The sequence below is a fragment of the Endozoicomonas sp. genome (assembly GCF_031844845.1).
Taxonomy (GTDB): Bacteria; Pseudomonadota; Gammaproteobacteria; order Pseudomonadales; family Endozoicomonadaceae; genus Endozoicomonas.
Genome location: NZ_JAVRMB020000188.1, coordinates 1 through 2,869, shown reverse-complemented (window position 1 = coordinate 2,869; position 2,869 = coordinate 1). Strand labels below are relative to the sequence as shown.

At 51.0% G+C, this 2,869-nt stretch carries 3 protein-coding genes; all 3 read left to right on the top strand.

Annotated elements, in window-relative coordinates:
• The coding region (locus tag RM811_RS09885; RefSeq protein ID WP_402523507.1) for a homogentisate 1,2-dioxygenase domain-containing protein at nucleotides 1-495 on the top strand (495 nt) is incomplete at its 5' end.
• 55 nt (nucleotides 496-550) lie between these two features.
• On the top strand, nucleotides 551-1,903 hold the full coding sequence (gene fahA, locus RM811_RS09880; RefSeq protein ID WP_402523505.1) for a fumarylacetoacetase: 1,353 nt from the start codon (nucleotides 551-553) through the stop codon (nucleotides 1,901-1,903).
• A 6-nt stretch (nucleotides 1,904-1,909) separates the two neighbouring features.
• Nucleotides 1,910-2,536, top strand: coding sequence for a maleylacetoacetate isomerase (gene maiA / locus RM811_RS09875; RefSeq protein WP_402523503.1), 627 nt, complete (start codon nucleotides 1,910-1,912; stop codon nucleotides 2,534-2,536).
• Nucleotides 2,537-2,869: the final 333 nt, after the last annotated feature.

The window sequence follows — 2,869 nt, the reverse complement described above, 5'->3', positions numbered from 1 at the left end:
ACCTCAGCGCCTTACAAATACGACCTGTCCCGCTTTAATGTCATTAACACCGTCAGCTTTGACCATCCTGACCCATCAATCTTTACCGTACTGACCTCTCAGAGCGATACCCCGGGAGTTGCTAACATTGACTTTGTCATCTTCCCACCCCGCTGGATGGTCGCTGAAAACACATTCCGTCCTCCCTGGTATCACAGAAATGTCATGAGTGAGTTTATGGGACTGATTCATGGCACTTATGACGCCAGGGAAAAAGGGTTTGTTCCTGGTGGTGCCAGCCTGCATAACTGTATGAGCCCCCATGGTCCGGAAGCCGGGGTGTTTGAAAAAGCCAGTAAGGCCAATCTTCAACCGGAACGGTATAAGGACACCATGGCCTTTATGTTTGAATCCCGCTTCGTTTTTGCACCAACCCGTTTCGCCCTGGAGTGCGAGGCTCGTCAGGCCAACTATATTGAGTGCTGGAAAGGAATCAAAAAGCATTTTACGCAATAGCAGACGTCATCCTTTTAAGTAGAGAACCGCCTCAACCGGAGATCAACAGTTCACCATGCTGACACTTAATGAAACCCACGATGCAAACCTCACCAGCTGGGTTGCCTCGGCCAATAATGCGAATAACAAAAGCAGTGATTTCCCCATTCAAAACCTGCCTTTCGCCATCTTCAGACGAAAAGGCAGCAAAGAGTCCTTCCGGGCTGGTGTCGCCATTGGTGACCAGATTCTGGATATGGCGGCGGCATACCAGACAACAGTTTTTTCAGAAGATCGCTCCACAGGTAAAGTCCGGAAAGCACTGAAAGCCTGTTGTGATGAAACGTTGAACCGTTTTATGGGGCTTGGTTTTGAACATTGGTCAGCATTGCGAAGGGCTTTGTTCCATGCCCTTCGCACAGGAGCTGATGAAGAGTCAGAACTCTCAGGCTGTCTTGTGCCTATGGCTGATGTTGAGTACCGCCTGCCCTGCCAGATCGGTGATTACACCGACTTTTATACCTCCATTTACCATGCCACCAGCGTTGGCTCACTTTTCAGGCCCGACAACCCACTGCTACCCAACTACAAGTGGGTGCCCATTGGTTATCATGGGCGTGCGTCGTCTATTGAGGTATCAGGCCATAGTTTCCGTCGCCCCTGTGGACAGACAAAAGCACCCGATGCTGACCAGCCATCTCTTGGCCCGTGCAAACGGCTGGACTATGAGTTGGAAATGGGAATCTTCATCGGCGCTGGCAACGCTTCAGGAGAAGCAATCAAACTGGATCAGGCTGACCAGCATGTATTTGGCCTGTGCCTGTTTAACGACTGGTCTGCCCGGGATATCCAGGCCTGGGAGTATCAACCTCTGGGGCCTTTTCTGGCAAAAAACTTTGCCTCCACCGTTTCCCCCTGGATTATCACCCTGGAAGCCCTGGTACCGTATTTTACAACCTTCGAACGCCCAGTGGATGACCCGCAACCACTTCCTTACCTGGATTCAGAGAAAAACCGCCAGCAGGGTTCCATAGATATTCAGTTATCAGCCCATCTGCTGACCGAACAGATGAGCCAGAAAGGTGAGGCGCCGGCACAACTCTCCCAATCCAGCTTCCGACACTCTTACTGGACCATTAATCAGATGGTGGCTCACCATACGGTGAATGGCTGTAACCTCCAGCCGGGAGACCTGCTTGGCAGTGGCACCCAGTCCGGACCAAAGCCAGAAGAAGCGGGCTCACTGCTTGAGCTTTCCAATGGCGGTAAAAAACCCCTGAGCCTGCCCAATGGCGAAAACAGAACCTTTCTGGAAGATGGCGATACCGTGATATTCAAAGGCTACTGTGAAAAGCAGGGGCATGCCCGTATTGGCTTTGGTAATGTTCAGGCAACGATTTTGCCCGCTTTAACTGATAGCGGAGAGTAGAAGACAATGAAACTTTACTCTTACTTTCGCTCATCGGCGGCTTATCGGGTTCGCATCGCCATGAACCTGAAAGGGATTGATTACCAGCAGTCCGCCGTGAACCTGCTGAAAGGCCAGCAACAGTCCGAAGAATATAAAGCGATCAATCCGGAAGGTCTGGTGCCAGCACTGGTTACCGAACAGGGGATGCTCACTCAGTCTCTGGCCATCCTGGAATGGCTGGAAGAAACTTATCCGGAACCGTCAATTATCCCCGGAGACCCATGGCAGAAAGCACAGCTGCGAAGTATGGCTTACCTGGTCAGTTGCGATATTCATCCGGTTGATAACCTGCGGGTAATAAAATATCTGCAACAGGAATTGGCGGTGAGCGACGATGCCAAAAAACAGTGGTATAAGCACTGGATTCATACCGGATTTACTGCTTTGGAAGCACAGCTTAATGACCAGCCTTTCTGCTGCTCTGAGCAGCCCTCTATAGCCGACATCTGCCTTATACCTCAAGTGTTTAATGCCCTGCGATTCAAGGTGGATATGTCAGATTTCCCAAAGATAGCTACCATCTATAAGCACTGTAATTCGCTTCCGTCGTTTATTGATGCTGCTCCGGAAAACCAGCCAGATTCAGTTTAGCCGAGGGCTTTTATTGGAACCACAAAGGCACAAAGACACAAAGGAAAAGAAAAAAAGAGCGCTTTTTTTTGTGCTCTTTGTGCCTCTTGTGCCTCTTGTGCCCTATAGGTACAGGCTCGTTCCCACGGTCCGAGGTTGCCGCAAAAGATCTTAAATGCCGATTTATACCACTGCCGTCTTTCCCGCTAAGGAGGGTGTCGCAAAAGGGCAAAACACCCCCCGACCGTCATCCTCGCGAAGGCGGTTGTCGCAAAACCCTCCTCGCTCCCACGCTTTTAGGCCCTGTGGGTCCTGCGTGGTAGCGCCAGGACCCAACCACAGACACGATTCCTG